At 58.8% G+C, this 15,931-nt stretch carries 15 protein-coding genes; 9 read left to right on the top strand and 6 right to left on the bottom strand.

The window, feature by feature from the left end; translation table 11 throughout:
• Nucleotides 1-74 precede the first annotated feature (74 nt).
• Entirely contained in the window at nt 75-626 is a 552-nt protein-coding gene (locus tag KW062_RS25500; protein WP_105754454.1) for a DJ-1 family glyoxalase III, read from the top strand.
• Here the strand turns inward: KW062_RS25500 and KW062_RS25495 are convergent.
• Nucleotides 592-1,875 (bottom strand): MFS transporter, encoded by a 1,284-nt coding sequence (locus tag KW062_RS25495; protein ID WP_027617819.1) that lies wholly within the window; start codon nt 1,873-1,875, stop codon nt 592-594. The genes KW062_RS25500 and KW062_RS25495 overlap by 35 nt on opposite strands.
• Before the next feature lie 341 nt (nt 1,876-2,216).
• On the opposite strand from KW062_RS25495, the gene KW062_RS25490 reads away from it, so the two are divergent.
• Genes KW062_RS25490 through KW062_RS25480 form a run of 3 tightly spaced genes read left to right on the top strand, consistent with a single transcriptional unit; the run spans nt 2,217 to nt 4,894 of the window.
• Nucleotides 2,217-3,656 carry a cytochrome ubiquinol oxidase subunit I gene (locus tag KW062_RS25490; protein WP_027617820.1) on the top strand — a complete coding sequence of 480 codons (1,440 nt, stop codon included), beginning with the start codon at nt 2,217-2,219 and terminating at the stop codon, nt 3,654-3,656.
• A gap of 3 nt (nt 3,657-3,659) precedes the next feature.
• A complete protein-coding gene (gene cydB, locus KW062_RS25485) occupies nt 3,660-4,667 on the top strand; it encodes a cytochrome d ubiquinol oxidase subunit II (RefSeq protein WP_027617821.1) in 1,008 nt (335 codons plus the stop codon).
• Nucleotides 4,668-4,726: 59 nt separating this feature from the next.
• Nucleotides 4,727-4,894, top strand: coding sequence for a DUF2474 domain-containing protein (locus KW062_RS25480; protein WP_081786310.1), 168 nt, complete (start codon nt 4,727-4,729; stop codon nt 4,892-4,894).
• A gap of 67 nt (nt 4,895-4,961) precedes the next feature.
• Here the strand turns inward: KW062_RS25480 and KW062_RS25475 are convergent, their stop codons facing one another.
• Together KW062_RS25475 and KW062_RS25470 are read right to left on the bottom strand one after the other, a co-directional pair.
• Nucleotides 4,962-6,086 carry a methyltransferase gene (locus tag KW062_RS25475; protein WP_105754455.1) on the bottom strand — a complete coding sequence of 375 codons (1,125 nt, stop codon included), beginning with the start codon at nt 6,084-6,086 and terminating at the stop codon, nt 4,962-4,964.
• A 209-nt stretch (nt 6,087-6,295) separates the two neighbouring features.
• Nucleotides 6,296-7,012 (bottom strand): autoinducer binding domain-containing protein, encoded by a 717-nt coding sequence (locus tag KW062_RS25470; protein ID WP_027617823.1) that lies wholly within the window; start codon nt 7,010-7,012, stop codon nt 6,296-6,298.
• A 368-nt stretch (nt 7,013-7,380) separates the two neighbouring features.
• Between KW062_RS25470 and KW062_RS25465 the strand changes: the two genes are divergently transcribed.
• On the top strand, nt 7,381-8,157 hold the full coding sequence (locus KW062_RS25465) for a ferredoxin--NADP reductase (protein WP_027617824.1): 777 nt from the start codon (nt 7,381-7,383) through the stop codon (nt 8,155-8,157).
• Nucleotides 8,158-8,202: 45 nt separating this feature from the next.
• Here KW062_RS25465 and mscL read toward each other — a convergent pair whose 3' ends face one another.
• A complete protein-coding gene (gene mscL / locus KW062_RS25460; RefSeq protein ID WP_027617825.1) occupies nt 8,203-8,616 on the bottom strand; it encodes a large-conductance mechanosensitive channel protein MscL in 414 nt (137 codons plus the stop codon).
• A 513-nt stretch (nt 8,617-9,129) separates the two neighbouring features.
• On the opposite strand from mscL, the gene radA reads away from it, so the two are divergent.
• Nucleotides 9,130-10,497, top strand: coding sequence for a DNA repair protein RadA (gene radA / locus KW062_RS25455; RefSeq protein WP_027617826.1), 1,368 nt, complete (start codon nt 9,130-9,132; stop codon nt 10,495-10,497).
• Nucleotides 10,498-10,506: 9 nt separating this feature from the next.
• On the opposite strand, the gene KW062_RS25450 is transcribed toward radA, so the two are convergent.
• Nucleotides 10,507-10,875: a PilZ domain-containing protein gene (locus KW062_RS25450; RefSeq protein ID WP_027617827.1), complete on the bottom strand. Its 369-nt coding sequence runs from the start codon at nt 10,873-10,875 to the stop codon at nt 10,507-10,509.
• A 150-nt stretch (nt 10,876-11,025) separates the two neighbouring features.
• Here KW062_RS25450 and KW062_RS25445 point away from each other — a divergent pair, with 150 nt between their 5' ends.
• The 3 genes from KW062_RS25445 to yjiA all read left to right on the top strand — a co-directional run bounded on the left by KW062_RS25445 (nt 11,026) and on the right by yjiA (nt 14,441).
• A complete protein-coding gene (locus KW062_RS25445; RefSeq protein WP_027617828.1) occupies nt 11,026-13,092 on the top strand; it encodes a carbon starvation CstA family protein in 2,067 nt (688 codons plus the stop codon).
• Nucleotides 13,093-13,106: 14 nt separating this feature from the next.
• Nucleotides 13,107-13,304: a YbdD/YjiX family protein gene (locus KW062_RS25440; protein WP_007937254.1), complete on the top strand. Its 198-nt coding sequence runs from the start codon at nt 13,107-13,109 to the stop codon at nt 13,302-13,304.
• 165 nt (nt 13,305-13,469) lie between these two features.
• Nucleotides 13,470-14,441, top strand: coding sequence for a GTPase (gene yjiA, locus KW062_RS25435; protein ID WP_105754456.1), 972 nt, complete (start codon nt 13,470-13,472; stop codon nt 14,439-14,441).
• 150 nt (nt 14,442-14,591) lie between these two features.
• Here the strand turns inward: yjiA and glyA are convergent, their stop codons facing one another.
• A complete protein-coding gene (gene glyA / locus KW062_RS25430; RefSeq protein WP_027617830.1) occupies nt 14,592-15,845 on the bottom strand; it encodes a serine hydroxymethyltransferase in 1,254 nt (417 codons plus the stop codon).
• Between the last annotated feature and the right edge of the window lie 86 nt (nt 15,846-15,931).

Raw genomic sequence — 15,931 nt, 5'->3', positions numbered from 1 at the left:
GCGCCCTCTCGCGCCGCCGGGTCACTCTTTTCAAATCTGGCTAAGCTTCAAGGACACACCTGTGGAAGCCGACCATGACCTCTAGAGCTCTGATTACCCTTGCCGAGGGTATCGACGACCTGCAAAGCGTCACCCTCATCGATGTCTTGCGCCGTGCTGAAGTCGAAGTGGTAGTTGCCAGCATCGAGGCCAGGCGGATGCTGACCTGTGCCCGTGGTACGCGCCTGACTGCCGATGGCATGCTGGTGGACGTGCTGGCGCAGCCTTTCGACCTGATTGTCCTGCCCGGCGGTGCCGTCGGCAGTCAACACCTGGCCAACCATCAACCCTTACAGCAATTGCTCAAGGATCAGTCCGCTGCTGGCCGCCTGTTTGCCGCGATTGGCGAGTCTCCCGCATTGGCCCTGCAAGCCTCTGGTGTACTGCGCCAGCGGCGCATGACCTGTTTGCCAACGGTCAGTCATCAACTGCTTGGCTGCACCTTTGTCGACCAGCCTGTGGTGGTTGACGGTAATTGCATCACGGCACAGGGCTCGGGGGCGGCGCTGGCGTTTGCCTTGCAACTGGTCGAGCAGCTACAAGGCAAGGCCGTCAGGCTGACGGTGGCGCGGGAGTTACTGGCGTAACAGCGGCTGGCGTGTCTTGCGGGCTCTGCACCGGCGTATGCATGCGATCGCGTTGGGCCAGGGTCGGGAAGAGTTTGATCCACGCCCCGGTGACCACCAGTGTGCCTACGCCACCCATGACCACCGCTGGTACGGTGCCGAACCAGTGTGCGGTGAGGCCGGACTCGAACTCACCCAACTGGTTCGAGGCGCCGATGAACAAGCCGTTCACGGCGCTGACCCGCCCGCGCATTTCATCCGGGGTCTCCAGTTGCACGAACGAGGCGCGGATCACCATGCTGATCATGTCGGCCGCGCCGAGCACCACCAGCACCGCCAGCGAAAACCAGAATGAAGTCGACAGGCCGAAGGCAATGGTTGCCACGCCGAATACACCGACGGCGGTAAACATTATCCGGCCGACCTTGCGTTCGACGGCGAATCGCGCCAGCCAGAGTGACATCAGTAAGGCGCCGACCGCCGGTGCCGAGCGCAGCAGGCCCAGGCCCCAGGGCCCGGTCAGCAGAATGTCCTTGGCAAACACCGGCAACAAGGCCGTGGCGCCGCCGAGCAACACCGCGAACAGGTCCAGCGAGATGGCCCCGAGAATGTCCGGGCGGCTGCGGATAAAACGCACGCCCGCCAGCAATGAATCGAGCGTGGCCTTGCCTTTGTTGAGTGGGGTCTGCCGGGCTGGCAAATTGAGCATCAGGCAGCAGGCGATGACGTACAGCACCACCGTCGGGCCATACACCCACACACTGCCGAACGCATAGAGCAGGCCACCCAGTGCCGGGGCGACGATGGTGGCCGACTGCTGCGCCGATTGTGCGGCGGCGACTGCTCGGGGAAACAGCGCGCTGGGCACGATACTGGGCAGCAACGCCTGGGTGGTGGGCATCTCGAACGAGCGGGCCGCGCCGAGCAGGAAGGCAAGGATGAAAATCATCTCGCGAGTCACCTGATCAGTGGCGCTGCCGATCGCCAGGGCGAGGGCGATCAACGCCTGCAACGACTGACAGAGAGCCGCGACTTTGCGCCGGTCATAGCGGTCAGCCACATGCCCCGTATGCAGCATGAACAGCACCCGTGGCGCGAACTCCACCAGCCCCACCAAGCCCAGATCCAGCACATTGCCGGTGAGTTGGTAGAGGTTCCAGCCAATAGCCACAGTGAGCATCTGAAAACCGCTGGCGGTGAAAATTCGCGCCAGCCAGAACGCCAGGAAAGGGCGCTGGTGACGTAACAACAAGGGCTCTGGAGTGGGCATCGGCGGGCAAATCTGACGGCTGAAACAGCGAGATTATCATCAAGTTGTAACCAGAAGTTGCGTCAGGCTCATGAAACCTTGTGTCCACCTCCTGAGGCAACCTGTCACGCGGCAAAAGACCACACAGTCTGTCAGCAAAAATGCGACTACTCTTTGATCGTTACTTGATCCAGATCAAAGCCTTTTCAGGATTTGCTCTGAAGGCCAGATGGCCAGACTCCCTGCGTTGTGCTGAAGGTAGAAAAAAAAGAACGAATTCCAATTCGCCACACTCCATACCCGTGGGGGCGGTGGGTGCAGGCCACGAGCCTGTAGCCGTATTACCTGACAGAGGAAGACTTATGTTCGGTTTGGAGGCACTTGATCTCGCCCGAATTCAGTTCGCATTCACCATCTCATTTCACATCCTGTTCCCGGCGATCACCATCGGCCTGGCGAGTTACTTGGCAGTACTCGAAGGGCTGTGGCTGAAAACCAACAACAACACCTACCGTGACCTCTACCATTTCTGGTCGAAGATCTTTGCCGTCAACTTCGGCATGGGCGTGGTCTCGGGACTGGTCATGGCCTACCAGTTCGGGACCAACTGGAGCCGATTCTCGGATTTCGCCGGATCGGTCACTGGGCCCTTGCTCACCTATGAAGTGCTCACGGCGTTCTTTCTCGAGGCCGGCTTTCTTGGTGTCATGCTGTTTGGCTGGAACAAGGTGGGGCGCAAGCTGCACTTCTTTTCCACCGTCATGGTGGCCATTGGCACGCTGATCTCGACCTTTTGGATCCTTGCCTCCAATAGCTGGATGCAGACCCCCCAGGGTTACGAAATCGTCAACGGCCAAGTCATTCCGGTGGACTGGTTGGCGATCATTTTCAACCCGTCATTCCCGTACCGCCTTCTGCACATGGCGACGGCCGCCTTCGTCGCCACCGCGTTCTTCGTCGGCTCCTCCGCTGCCTGGCACCTGCTTCGCGGACGTGACAACCCGGCCATCCGCACCATGCTCTCGATGGCCATGTGGATGGCACTGATCGTCGCGCCGATCCAGGCGGTTATCGGTGACTTCCATGGGCTCAACACGCTCAAGCACCAACCGGCGAAAATTGCCGCCATCGAAGGTCACTGGGAAAACGTGGGTGATGAACCGACGCCGTTGATCCTGTTCGGTTGGCCGGACATGAAGGAAGAACGGACCAAGTACGCGGTCGAGATTCCGTATCTGGGCAGCCTGATCCTGACGCACTCGCTGGACAAGCAGGTTCCGGCGCTCAAGGAATTCCCGCCTGAAGACCGGGCCAATTCCACCATCGTGTTCTGGTCGTTCCGGATCATGGTCGGCCTGGGCATGCTGATGATCTTCACCGGCCTGTGGAGTCTGTGGCTACGCAAGCGCGAACGCCTGTATTCCAATCGCGCGTTCCTGCACCTGGCGTTGTGGATGGGGCCATCGGGCCTGATCGCCATTCTCGCCGGCTGGTTCACCACTGAAATCGGTCGACAGCCCTGGGTGATCTACGGGGTGATGCGCACCGCTGACGCCTCTTCGGGGCACAGCGTGGTGCAGATGAGCATCACCCTGGCGTTGTTTGTCGTGGTGTATTTCTCGCTGTTTGGTGTGGGCTTGAGCTACATGATGCGCCTGGTGCGCAAAGGTCCGAAGCTCAATGAAGGTGCCGAGCCGAGCCACGGTGGCCCTGGCCAGCAACGTACGCCAGCCCGTCCGCTTTCCGCTGCCGATGACGGCACCGAAAGTGATCACGGCGACAGCCTGAACAAGGGGAATTGAGTCATGGGTATTGATCTTCCGCTGATCTGGGCCGTGATCATCATCTTCGGCATCATGATGTACGTGGTCATGGACGGCTTCGACCTGGGGATCGGGATTCTCTTTCCGTTCATCAAGGACAAGGGCGATCGTGACGTGATGATGAACACCGTCGCCCCGGTCTGGGACGGCAATGAAACCTGGCTGGTGCTGGGCGGGGCGGCGTTGTTCGGCGCCTTCCCGCTGGCCTATTCGGTGGTGTTGTCGGCGCTCTACCTGCCGCTGATCCTGATGCTCATCGGCCTGATTTTTCGCGGCGTGGCGTTCGAGTTCCGCTTCAAGGTCAAGGACGACAAGGTGCACATCTGGGACAAGGCGTTTATCGGTGGTTCGGTGACCGCGACCTTCTTCCAGGGCGTGGCGCTCGGGGCGTTTATCGATGGCTTCAAGGTGGTCGACCGGCAGTTTGTCGGTGGTTCGCTGGACTGGCTGACGCCCTTCACCCTGTTCTGCGGCGTGGCGTTGGTGGTGGCCTATGCGCTATTGGGTTGCACCTGGCTGATCATGAAGACCGAAGGCAAATTGCAGGAGCAGATGCACGACCTGGCTCGTCCCTTGGCATTCGTCCTGTTGGCGGTGATAGGAGTGGTCAGTCTGTGGACGCCGCTTGCCCATGCCGAGATTGCCGCGCGCTGGTTCACCCTGCCGAACCTGTTCTGGTTCCTGCCGGTGCCGATCCTGGTGCTGGTGACCCTTTACGGGTTGCTCCGGGCGGTGGCACGTAATGCTCACTACACGCCGTTTCTGTTGACCCTGGTGCTGATCTTCCTGGGTTACAGCGGGCTGGGGATCAGCCTGTGGCCGAACATTATTCCGCCGTCGATCTCGATCTGGGATGCCGCAGCGCCGCCGCAAAGCCAGGGCTTCATGCTGGTGGGCACGCTGTTCATCATTCCGTTCATCCTGGGCTACACCTTCTGGAGCTACTACGTGTTCCGCGGCAAGGTGACCCACGAAGACGGCTATCACTAAATGCTTGAAGGCGGTGCTGTCCTGCGGGACGGCACCGCCAGCACACCGAGGATCCGGCAATGGCAGATAAACATTCTCTGCAGGAAATCGAAGACGCTGAAAAGAAACCGCTGTGGCAGCGACTTGGCTGGCTGGCCGGGATCTGGATCGGCAGCGTGCTGGCGCTGTTTGTCGTCGCCAGCCTGATGCGCCTGTTCATGAATGCGGCAGGCCTGAGCACTCACTGAGCACTGAACATCCCATCCCGTGCCTTGCGGCATGGCTTTCAACCCTCCGCTGGAGGGTTTTTTTGCCCTACTTGCGCGCTTTGAGGATCACGAACTTGGGTGTGGCCGCGACCTGTTCGACACCGCGGAACAAGCGCGCCAGCTTGCTGTGGTAGCCCAGGTGGCGGTTACCGACGATGTACAGCGATCCACCCACCACCAAGGCTTCGCGGGCCTGCTGGAACATTCGCCAGGCGAGGAAGTCTCCCACCACCTGCTGCTGGTGGAACGGTGGATTGCACAGCACCACGTCCAGCGATTGCGCTTCCTGCCCGGCCAGGCCGTCGCCTGCCCGCGCGGTCATCGGGCGATCACCCAGTGCCGCTTGCCAGTTCTCGCTGGCGGATTGCACGGCCATGAACGATTCGTCCACCAGGGTGTAGTGCGCATCGGGGTTGCTCAGGGCACTGGCGATTGCCAGCACACCGTTTCCGCAACCCAGGTCCGCGACCCGGGCCTGGCCGAGGTTCTTCGGCAGGTGCGGAAGAAACGCCCGGGTGCCGATATCCAGGCCTTCACGGCAGAACACGTTGGCGTGATTGACCAACTCAATGGCCGGCTCGTCCAGGCGGTAGCGGGTCGGGTAGGGCGAGGCGGTGGCGGGCCTGTCATCGGCGCAGGCGATCAACAGCCGGGCTTTCTTCACGGCCAGTGAGGCGTGCATCGGGCCGATGTAGCGCTCCAGCAACTCGCCGGCCGCCCGCGGCAAATGCTTGATCATGGCTGCGGCGATCACCTGAGCGCCCGGCGCCAATTGGCCTTGCAGTCGGATCAATTGCTCTTCCAGCAGCGCCAGGGTTTTTGGCACGCGGATCAGCACACGGTCAAACGGGCCTGATAGCGCTGCGCTGGCAGGTACTACGCGGACAGCGTCGAAGGGCAGGCCATTACGCACCAGGTTCTTTTCCAGGGCCAGGGCCGCCAGGAAGGAGTCACCGCTGCTGGTGAGGGCGACCTTGCCGGCCAGGCTGGCTGCCAATGCACCAAAGCTGTCATTCAGCACCAGTACCCGTGTGTGTGCGCCTGGCTGTTGCTCAGCCAGATGGTTGAGCAAGTACTCATCGGCAGCATCGAAGGCCTGCAACGGTTCGTTTGGCTGTTCCGGTTGGCGGATCAGATCGAGTTCGGCAAAAGGGCTTTCGAGCAGGGGCATCGGGTGAGGACTCTGGATAATCAACGGCAGGAATTCATCGGGTGTCCGCGTCCACCCGCTGGAAACGGGCGGGCGCGGTTGAATGGATGGCGCTGCGTGGTGCTGGCATCCCCACTCGAATCAGGCAAATGGTACGTTTTTTTGCATTGGATTACTTGTTGGTTTTCCTCGGTGACCCGCGGTGGTCGTCTGCGCAGGCGATTGTGAATTCAGATCATCCTCGATTTTACCGCCGCAACCACGGCGGACATCTTGTTGGCCACGCCCATTTTCTTGATGGCACTGTTGACGTGGAAGTTCACCGTGCGTTCGCTCAGGCTGAGGATGGCGGCCACGTCTGACGCAGTCTTGCCATACGCCGACCATTTCAGGACTTCGATTTCCCGGGGCGACAGATGGGTCTGGTTATTGCACTCGGGATGATTGCCTGGTGTCAGTTGAAGTGCCAGTGTCTGTAGCTTCTGACAGATAAATACCGAGTACCCGAGTTGTTCATAGAGTTCGAAGGCAGTGACCCGGCAATGACTGCGAGCCACGCTGAGCATGCCCACGGCAGCCCCCCTGGGCTCATGCACCGGTTGCGACCAGCCATGTTGCAGGCCCTGATCTTCTAATGCGTGCCATAGCTCCGGTGTCGTGGCGAACGAATGGCTATCCCACAGGATGGGTAGCGTTGAACGATTGCAATGAGCCACTATTGGGTCGATCGAACTGTAGTGATTCTGTTCGTACTGGATATTCCAATCGTGGGGGTAGTTGTTCAGGTGCACAGGATTTAAATGTGTTGCGGGCGCATGTGAAGTCATTGAAAAAGCACAGTATTCGTACCCAAGATTGTTGAAGAACTGGAGGGCGATGCTGTATGCAATTTCGAGTTTTGATGCTGATGCCAACTGTTTCAACTGCACTTTCTTCCAGATTTCCATTACTCACACTCCCTAATACATCAATTAGCAGGCTGGCTACGTCCGAAAACCAGCATTTTCGAGTGTAGGATATGTCCTAGGGAATCGGTGGGATTTTTTTGTTATTGAGAAACATACCAAGTGTGGTGAGAGTTATAAGGTGGACAGCGAAGGTATTAATCATCTTGCATGATTGTCGTCATTTGATAAGTGAAAAGCGTTGTCCAAGTTGCTTGATTTGTTGTTCTTTTAAGGGGCGCTATAAACTTAATGTTTAACTTGCTGGGCAGCTTTTTTCTGCGGCACAGAGCCTATACCACTACAAATAGGCGGTGTTCCTGCCCGGCGCTTTGCGGGACACTGGTGCTTCCTGATCCACGGAGCCTCCCATGAGCGCCAGCGAAGAGAAGTTCAGCCGTCAGACTCTGCTTGACGTGCAACCCCTCACTCCCAGCTTGTTTACGTTGCGCACCACCCGCGATCCGGGCTTTCGCTTTCGAGCTGGCCAGTTTGCGCGCCTGGGCGTGACCAAGGCGGATGGCAGTACGGTCTGGCGGGCCTATTCCATGGTGTCCGCGCCGCACGACGAGTTCCTCGATTTCTTTTCCATTGTGGTGCCGGGCGGTGAGTTTACCAGCGAGCTCAGCCGCTTGAAGCAAGGTGACGAGTTACTGGTCGAGCGTCAGGCATTTGGCTACCTGACCCTTGATCGATTCGTCGATGGCCGGGACCTGTGGATGCTCTCTACCGGTACTGGCGTGGCGCCCTTTCTGTCGATCCTGCAGGATTTCGAGGTGTGGGAGCGCTTTGAGCGGATCATTCTTGTGTACAGCGTGCGTGAAGCACGAGAGTTGGCGTACCGGGCGCTGATCAGCGAGTTGAAAGACCGGGAGTACCTGGCGGAGCACGCCCATAAACTGCAGTTTGTTGCCACAGTGACGCGCGAACAGCACCCGGGAGCATTGAATGGACGTATCACCTCACTGATTGAAAGTGGCGAGTTGGAGCGAGCGGCGGGCCTGGATATCACGCCCGAGCATTCACGGATCATGCTTTGCGGCAATCCGCAAATGATCGATGACATGCGTAAGCTGCTCAAGCAACGAGGCCTGCAGTTGAGCCTGAGCCGCCGGCCCGGTCAGGTGGCGGTGGAAAACTATTGGTAATGAAGACGGCGCCTGTTGGCGCCGTCTTCGATTGCAATCACTGCTTCACGGCTTGTTGTTCTGCGCTTTCAACAGGTCGCGGATTTCACCCAGCAATTCCTCTTCCTTGGTCGGAACCGGTGGCAGGCTTGGCGCCGCGGCCTCTTCACGTTTCAGGCGATTGATGGCTTTTACCCCCATGAAAATGGCAAAGGCGACGATCACAAAGTCGATGATGCTCTGGATGAATTTGCCATAGGCCAGCACGACGGCCGGGACATCGCCCTGCGCCGCCTTGAGGGTGACGGCCAAGTCCCCGAAGTCCACCCCACCGATCAGCAGGCCGATGGGCGGCATGATCACGTCACCGACAAACGAGGTCACGATCTTGCCGAACGCCGCGCCGATGATGATACCCACGGCCATGTCGACCACATTTCCCTTGACCGCGAAGGCCTTGAACTCACTTATCACGCCCATAGGTTATTCCTTGTTACAGATGAGGTTGGTGAAGGCAGTGTAATTCAGCCGGACGAGTCTTGCTCGTCGTTGATAGCTGCCTCCGCGCCTCTTGGTCGACCCTGCGCAGGGTGAAAAGTTTTCAATGAATAACTAATTTATCGGCGAGTCGTTCATCTGGCTGACGACGCAGTACGGAAATTTTCAGGTGCATTCCATAGAGGTGGAACTATATCCATTCAAAGTGTGGGTGATTTCGTGGGCGGTCTAAATGGCGATGGAAAGTAATATTTGATGACCGTTTACTGCCAATAGATTTATGAAACATGAGCTTGAAGTCCCGTTAGTGTTTTAACTCTAACTTGTGCGTCAAGTTATCTATGTATCAGTCCTATTACAACAAGAGAAAGCGGGCTGTTTAGATTTCCCATAGGGGATCTCTGTATTACACATCAGGTTTGCGGCGCAACTATCAAGTCAAGCCCTCCGAAGCTGGCCCGCTGAGTTATCATCACGCTTTTTCCAGGAGTTCAGATGGCCAAGGCGAAACGCATGTATGGCTGCACCGAGTGCGGCGCGACCTTTCCCAAATGGGCTGGCCAATGTGGCGAGTGCGGGGCCTGGAACACCCTCACCGAAACCATGGTGGAAAGCGGTGGGGCGGCGGCTCCCAGCGGGCGTACCGGTTGGGCAGGTCAGCAAGCGCAGATCAAAACCCTGGCGGAAGTCAGCGTCGAAGAAATTCCGCGTTTTTCCACCGCGTCCGGCGAACTCGACCGCGTGCTTGGCGGCGGCCTGGTCGATGGCTCGGTGGTCTTGATCGGCGGTGACCCGGGCATCGGCAAGTCGACCATTCTTCTGCAAACCCTGTGCAATCTGGCCATCCGCATGCCGGCGCTCTACGTCACGGGCGAGGAATCCCAGCAACAGGTCGCCATGCGCGCCCGGCGCCTGGGCTTGCCTCAGGATCAATTGCGGGTCATGACTGAAACCTGCATCGAAACCATTATTGCCACGGCGCGGGTGGAGAAACCCAAGGTGATGGTGATCGACTCGATCCAGACCATTTTTACCGAGCAGTTGCAGTCGGCGCCGGGTGGCGTGTCCCAGGTTCGCGAAAGTGCGGCACTGTTGGTGCGTTATGCGAAACAGAGTGGCACGGCGATTTTCCTGGTCGGCCACGTGACCAAGGAGGGCGCACTGGCCGGTCCCAGAGTGTTGGAGCACATGGTGGATACCGTGCTGTATTTCGAGGGCGAGTCCGATGGCCGCTTGCGCCTGCTGCGCGCAGTAAAGAACCGTTTCGGTGCGGTGAACGAACTGGGTGTCTTCGGGATGACCGACAAGGGCCTGAAAGAAGTTTCCAACCCTTCGGCAATTTTTCTGACCCGCGCTCAGGAAGAAGTACCTGGCAGCGTGGTAATGGCCACTTGGGAAGGTACTCGTCCGATGCTGGTGGAGGTCCAGGCATTGGTGGACGACAGCCATCTGGCCAACCCGCGTCGAGTGACACTGGGCCTGGATCAGAATCGCCTGGCCATGCTCCTGGCGGTCTTGCATCGCCATGGTGGAATTCCGACTCACGACCAGGACGTATTCCTTAACGTGGTTGGCGGGGTCAAGGTCCTGGAAACAGCTTCCGACCTGGCCTTGATGGCCGCGGTCATGTCGAGTCTGCGTAACCGGCCGCTACCCCATGACCTGCTGGTGTTTGGTGAGGTGGGTCTGTCCGGTGAAGTGCGCCCGGTGCCCAGTGGCCAGGAGCGCTTGAAGGAGGCGGCAAAACACGGCTTCAAGCGCGCCATCGTGCCCAAGGGCAACGCGCCCAAGGAAGCACCTGCCGGGCTGAAGATCATTGCTGTCAGCCGTCTGGAGCAGGCGCTGGATGCACTGTTCGAATAAACCGCGCCTTCAGGTTTCGATCAGCGCACCCAGCTCGCGCTCCAGCTCTTCTTGATCGCCAAGGTTAAGCTCCATCAGGCGTCGCAGTGTGCTGACAGACTCCAGGCTGATATAGCGACAGACAAAGCCCAACTGACCGTGTTCCTCATGAGTCAGTTGGACATCCATGCGAATCTCGGTCTCAGCATCCAGGTGGATGTCGACCGAGAACATTTTTGCCCTGTCACCGGTCCAGGCGGCCGGGCATTCGACCAGCAAGCCCTTGAGCGACAAGTCGATCAGTTTGGCCGGCCAGCGCAGGTTGCCCTGGCTGAGTTCGGTCCTTGCATCGAAACCAATTCTTCTGAAGCGACGGCGATTACCGGAATGGGGGCTCATGCTGCAGTTCCTCTGCGATTGGGCTGACTATAGACCGGCGCTGGCAGCCAGCGCGAGGCTCTAGACCATTGTCGAGTATGGTCTTTGCCGTAATCGGCGCTAAACTCGGGGTGGCTTTCTCTCAAGTCCACCTGGCTGGAATAAAAAATAATGAAAAATAATAATAGCCCGCTCCGCCACATACCCTGGCTGGTGCTGGCAATCGTCGGGGCGTGCGCCCTCGGAGTAGTAGCATTGCGTCGGGGCGAGGCGATCAACGCCTTGTGGATTGTGGTCGCGGCAGTGGCCATCTATCTGGTCGCGTATCGTTACTACAGTCTGTTCATCGCCAACAACGTGATGCAACTCGATCCACGGCGGGCCACCCCCGCAGTGCTCAACAACGATGGTCTGGACTATGTGCCAACCAACAAACACATTCTTTTCGGTCACCACTTCGCCGCGATCGCGGGTGCCGGTCCGTTGGTCGGGCCTGTGCTGGCAGCGCAGATGGGCTATTTGCCCGGCACTTTGTGGCTGATCGCTGGCGTGGTGCTGGCGGGTGCGGTTCAGGACTTCATGGTTCTGTTCCTGTCCACTCGGCGCAACGGCCGCTCCCTGGGTGACATGGTCCGTGAAGAAATGGGCCGCATCCCCGGGACCATTGCGCTGTTTGGCTGCTTCCTGATCATGATCATCATCCTCGCGGTGCTGGCGCTGATCGTGGTCAAGGCGCTGGCCGAAAGCCCGTGGGGCATCTTTACGGTGATGGCGACCATCCCGATCGCGATGTTCATGGGTATTTACATGCGCTACATCCGTCCGGGTCGCATTGGCGAAATCTCGGTGATCGGCGTGTTGCTGCTGCTGGGTTCCATTTGGCTAGGCGGGCAGATTGCCGCCGACCCGGTATGGGCCAAGGCGTTCACCTTCACCGGGATCCAGATCACCTGGATGCTGATCGGCTACGGTTTCGTGGCAGCGGTACTGCCGGTCTGGCTGATCCTCGCCCCGCGTGACTACCTGTCGACCTTCCTCAAGATCGGTACGATCATTGCCCTGGCCATCGGCATTCTGGTGACCATGCCGGAACTGAAAATGCCGGCGCTGACGCAGTTCATCGACGGTACCGGTCCAGTCTGGAAAGGCGGTCTGTTCCCGTTCCTGTTCATCACCATTGCCTGCGGCGCGGTCTCCGGATTCCACGCGCTGATTTCTTCCGGTACTACGCCGAAACTGCTGGATAACGAAACCAACGCCCGCTACATCGGTTACGGCGGCATGCTGATGGAGTCCTTCGTGGCCATCATGGCTATGGTCGCCGCGTCGGTGATCGAGCCAGGCGTGTACTTCGCCATGAACAGCCCTGCGGCTGTGGTTGGCAGTGATGTGGTGTCGGTGGCGCAGACCGTCAGCAGCTGGGGTTTTGCAATTACTCCTGAAGCGCTGCAGGCGGTGGCCCACGACATCGGCGAGACCACCATCCTGGCGCGCGCCGGTGGTGCCCCGACCCTGGCGGTGGGTATCGCGCAGATCCTGCACAGTGTCCTGCCGGGTGAAAATACCATGGCGTTCTGGTACCACTTCGCAATTCTGTTCGAGGCGCTGTTCATCCTCACCGCGGTCGACGCTGGTACCCGTGCCGGTCGTTTCATGCTGCAGGACCTATTGGGCTCGTTCGTGCCAGCGCTCAAGCGCACCGAATCGTGGACTGCCAACCTGATCGCAACTGCCGGCTGTGTGGCCATGTGGGGTTGGCTGCTCTATCAAGGTGTGATCGATCCGCTGGGTGGTATCAACACCTTGTGGCCGCTGTTCGGCATCTCCAACCAGATGCTCGCCGGTATCGCGCTGATGCTCGCTACCGTGGTCCTGATCAAAATGAAGCGCCAACGCTACATTTGGGTCACCCTGGTGCCGGCGGTATGGCTGCTGATCTGCACCACCACCGCAGGCTTCATCAAGCTGTTCGATGCCAACCCGGCGATTGGCTTCCTGTCGCTGGCGAAAAAATACAGCGATGCCCTGGCCAATGGTCAGATCCTCGCTCCGGCCAAGGATATCGCGCAGATGCAACACGTGATTTTCAACGCCTACACCAACGCCACGCTGACCGCGCTGTTCCTGTTTGTGGTTTTCAGCATCCTGTACTTCGCACTCAAGGTCGGTATTTCCGCCTGGGGCAGCAAAGAGCGCACGGATAAAGAATCGCCATACCAGGCTCTGCCGGATGCGTAAGAGAGGATTGCAGCGTGTTCAATGACCTCAGTCGCCTCGGTAAGTACCTCGGTCAGGCCGCGCGCCTGATGGTCGGCATGCCCGACTACGACAATTATGTCGAGCATATGCAGACCAAGCACCCGGACAAGCCGGTGATGAGCTACGAGGCGTTCTTCCGTGAGCGCCAGGAAGCTCGATACGGCGGTAAGGGTGGGCCCAAGTGCTGTTGATCTGACAGACTTGGGTTGGTGCAGTCCCCCTGTGGGAGCGAGCCAGCTCGCGAAAGCGGTGTATCAGTCAGCATCCTGGTTGGAGCTGATGGCCCTTTCGCGAGCAGGCTCGCTCCCACATTTGTTTTGTGTTGTTCATTAGTTTTGTGAAACAGGAGATCAATTTTGTCCTCTCCCATTCTGGTCACGATCCTCAGTGGCTTCCTCGGTGCCGGCAAGACCACCTTGCTGCGTCACCTGCTCAAAGCCGAGCACGGGCTGAAAATCGCCGTGATCGAAAACGAATTCAGTGACGCCGGTATTGATACCCAGTTGTTGGGCGACGAGCCGGTACAAGTGATGACGCTGTCTAACGGCTGCGTCTGTTGCACCATCCACACCGATCTGACCAAAGCCCTGTACCTGCTGCTGGAGCGGCTGGACAGTGGCGAAATCGCCTTCGACCGCCTGGTGATCGAATGCACCGGCCTGGCCGACCCGGCACCGGTGGCGCAAACCTTTTTCATTGATGAAGAGTTGCGCGAGCGCTATTTGCTCGACGGCATCATCACTCTGGTCGATGCGGCCCACGCCGATGTGCATCTGAGCCAGACCATTGCCCAGGCACAAATCGGGTTTGCCGATCGGCTGTTGGTTAGCAAGCGCGACCTGGTGGATGAGGCGACCTTCACTGCCTTGAGCGAGCGTCTGGCCCGGATCAATCGTCGCGCACCGATTCGTGTGGTCGAGCATGGACGGATTGATCTGGCCGAACTGCTGGATGTTCGTGGCTTCAACCTCAACGCCGACCTGGGCGGCGGGGTGAGTTTGCGTCCGGTGAGCAAGGCGCCGTCCATCGATCGCATCAGCAGCCTGGTGTTGCGCAGCGACAAGGCGCTGGATATCGACAAACTCAGTGAGTTCATGAATGAGCTGCTGGAGGAGCACGGCAAGCAACTGCTGCGTTACAAGGGTGTATTAAGTATCCGCGGTGAGCCACGACGCCTGGTGTTCCAAGGGGTATTGAAGCTGTATGGCTTCGATTGGGATACCGAATGGGCTGAGGACGAATCCCGTGAAAGCGTGATCGTGTTCATTGCCGATGATCTGCCGGAAGGGAAAATTCGTGACGGGTTTGCGCGGATTGCTGCAGATTGAATGAATGCGCTGCTAGGGTGAGCCCTTTATTTTAAGTCCGCCTGCGTAGTGCTGGTCTTGAGCTGTTTTCGATTTTTTGTTGAGAATAACAAGCATAAAAAAACCGGCACAGGTGCCGGTTTTTTTATGACTGCGGTTTTAGCGGGCTGATTAAGCGCCGTACACCGGCAGCTTTTTGCAGATAGCCTTGACCTTCTCACGTACGGCATCGATCACCGCTTCGTTGTTCAGGTCAGCCAGGATGTCGCAAATCCAGCCTGCCAGTTCCTTGCACTCTGCTTCCTTGAAGCCACGAGTGGTTACAGCCGGGGTGCCGAAGCGCAGGCCGGAGGTGACGAACGGGGAGCGTGGGTCGTTTGGTACCGAGTTCTTGTTCACGGTGATGAACGCTTTGCCCAGAGCGGCGTCGGCGTCTTTACCGGAGATTTCTTGCTTGATCAGCGACAGCAGGAACAGGTGGTTTTCAGTACCGCCGGAAACCACGTCGAAACCGCGCTCGATGAATACGCCGGCCATGGCCTGGGCGTTTTTCACCACTTGTTGCTGGTAGGCCTTGAACTCAGGCTGCAGCGCTTCTTTGAAGCAGATTGCCTTGGCGGCGATCACGTGCTCCAGCGGGCCACCCTGGGCGCCCGGGAATACTGCGGAGTTCAGCTTCTTCTCGATGTCGGCGTTGGCTTTGGCCAGGATCAGGCCACCACGTGGACCGCGCAGGGTCTTGTGGGTGGTGGTGGTCACGACGTCAGCGAATGGCACCGGGTTCGGGTAGACGCCAGCGGCGACCAGACCGGCCACGTGGGCCATGTCGACGAACAGGTAGGCGCCCACCTTGTCGGCGATTTCGCGGAAGCGTGGGAAGTCGAGGATCTGCGAGTAGGCAGAGAAACCGGCGACGATCATTTTTGGCTTGTGCTCGACGGCCAGGCGCTCGACTTCGTCGTAGTCGATCAGGCCGTTGGCGTCGATGCCGTACTGGATGGCGTTGTACAGCTTGCCGGAGGAGGAAACGCTGGCGCCGTGGGTCAGGTGACCACCGTGGGCCAGGCTCATGCCCAGGATGGTGTCGCCAGCCGACAGCAGGGCCAGGTAAACGGCGCTGTTGGCTTGGGAACCGGCGTGCGGTTGAACGTTGGCGTAATCGGCACCGAACAGTTCTTTGGCACGGTCGATAGCCAGTTGCTCAACGACGTCGACGTACTCGCAACCGCCGTAGTAGCGCTTGCCCGGATAGCCTTCGGCGTACTTGTTGGTCAGAACCGAGCCCTGAGCTTCCATGACCGCTGGGCTGGTGTAGTTTTCCGAAGCGATCAGCTCGATGTGTTCTTCCTGGCGCTGAGCTTCTTGCTCCATGGCGGCAAAAAGATCGGCGTCGTACTTGGCAATAGTCAAATCACGGCTGAACATGGCGGTCCTCAAGGATCGGGGGGGCGGAAAAGGGAGGCATTCTAACTCAATGGCTTTTGTCTGGCATATGAAAGGACATCAAGTCG

It is taken from the genome of Pseudomonas fluorescens (assembly GCF_019212185.1).
Taxonomy (GTDB): Bacteria; Pseudomonadota; Gammaproteobacteria; order Pseudomonadales; family Pseudomonadaceae; genus Aquipseudomonas.
Note: the sequence above shows the minus strand (reverse complement) of the source record. Positions and strands in the feature narration are given on the sequence as shown.